Source organism: Streptomyces sp. NPDC093064, assembly GCF_044754605.1.
GTDB lineage: Bacteria > Actinomycetota > Actinomycetes > Streptomycetales > Streptomycetaceae > Streptomyces.
The window spans coordinates 1-1,592 of sequence record NZ_JBIVPK010000143.1; the positions used below are offsets into that span (position 1 = coordinate 1).

Sequence of the window (1,592 nt, forward strand, 5' to 3'; positions counted from 1 at the left end):
AGAGGACGTTTTGAGCCGGTATGTCCGCTTCGGATGCGGGCTTGAGTTGGCCACGGCTCGGAAGGTCACGCGGTCCCTTCGGCAGCTTCTACAGTGTCCCGAGGCGAAGGGGCCGGGGGCACGGCGATCAGAAGGGTTGACGCACCGACGTGGCACAGAACGAGCGGTTGGCTGACCTGAAGCCCGTTCGCCAGCGTCAGGCCGCCGCTCTGGTGCTGTGGCGGTGGCGTGCGCCGGTACTCGCGTTCGAAATGGATGCGGACTGGGGCGTCGACCCGCATGTGCTGGAGTCGCTGTTCCGACTGGCAACGGAACCTCCTGGGGAACAGTCGAACCACGCCTACGGTCAGGCATTCGCCGAGCTGTGCACGGCCCCGATCTTCGAGTCCGAAGTCGACCCGGACACGGTCCAGCTCTTCCAATTGGAAATCTTCGGGGGCTTGTGGGCCTTCGGCGAGCTGCTCGACAAGCCAGGCCTGGACGAGGCCAAACGAGTAGTCGAGTTGTCGTCCGGCCTGGCGGGCTACCTGGACAGTCTCGTCGAGGGCTCGTTCTACTCCCATCCCTCGGAGGAAGCGCACCACCAGTACCTCGCCAACCTGGCAGACCGGACGAGCGGCGAGGGCTACTTCGCCTCACGCAACTTCGTTGTCGAGTCCGTCTGCCACGGCGCCCTCCGGACCTTTCCCGATTCCGATGGGCTGCTCGACTCGTCCGCGGGACGCGAGTTGCTCGCGCTTTGCGAGGACTTCGGCGAAGAGCTCGTCGCAACGCTGCGGTGGCTCCGCACGACAGGCCATTAGCGATCACGCATCGAGCCCGGTGGCGGGCAGCCGTGGCGGGCTGGCGACTCGGCGGAGGGCAGCTACGGACGGCGCTGGGCGAACAAGCCGGGTTCGGTCTCGGTAAGGACGCCGAGACCGACCAGGCGCTTGAGCTTGTGCCGGGTGCTCTCGGTGTTCTTCGGTGTGACGGCGAGATCGAGGCGCTCGCACAGGTCGCGGGCGCGCATCGGTCCGACGGCGTCGGCGAATGCGTCGAGGATCTGTTGGTAGGCCGGGTGAGCCGGCAGGACCGGCGGCGGATCGGTCGGTTCCGGAGCGGTCGGCGGTAGGGCAAGGAGCGTCTTGCGGGTCACCGCCAAGTTCCCCATCTCCTCGTCGAGTTCACGCAGACGCGCGGCGAGTGCGTCGACCTGCGCGCGGAGCTCTTCCGCGGCGGTGCCGATCTCCCGCTCGCGTGCGTCGATCCGCTCCAGGAGCGGGGTGACCTGGGCGTCCACACGCTCACCCGCGCCAGGTCGGCGTGGTCTGGCCGGTGAGCCGGCGCGCTATCACGTCGATCATGGCCCAGCGCACCCTGGACTCCGAGGACTTCGGCCTGCTCTCGTAGTCACGCACGAGCCGCCGGAACAGCATGAGGGTGCCGAGCGTCTGCTCCACGATCCAGCGCTTGGCCTGCGGAACGAAGCCGGTGCCCTGGTCGGCGGGATTGCGTTCGACGATCTCGACGTCGATACCGACCGTGGTGCCGTGCTCGACGACGGTCTTCTTGAAGCCCTGGTCAACCAGCGCCTTCTTGACGGTGCCGAT

2 protein-coding genes and 1 pseudogene are annotated in these 1,592 nt (G+C 67.3%); 1 reads left to right on the top strand and 2 read right to left on the bottom strand.

The annotated features are described in order from the left end of the window. Positions 1-149 precede the first annotated feature (149 nt). Positions 150-803, top strand: a complete 654-nt coding sequence (locus ACIQFZ_RS43450; protein WP_402694001.1) for a hypothetical protein — start codon at positions 150-152, stop codon at positions 801-803. Positions 804-865: 62 nt separating this feature from the next. On the opposite strand, the gene ACIQFZ_RS43455 is transcribed toward ACIQFZ_RS43450, so the two are convergent. Together ACIQFZ_RS43455 and ACIQFZ_RS43460 are read right to left on the bottom strand one after the other, a co-directional pair. Next, entirely contained in the window at positions 866-1,282 is a 417-nt protein-coding gene (locus tag ACIQFZ_RS43455; RefSeq protein WP_402694002.1) for a hypothetical protein, read from the bottom strand. A 4-nt stretch (positions 1,283-1,286) separates the two neighbouring features. After that, positions 1,287-1,592: pseudogene (locus ACIQFZ_RS43460) on the bottom strand (IS5/IS1182 family transposase); the annotation flags it as partial.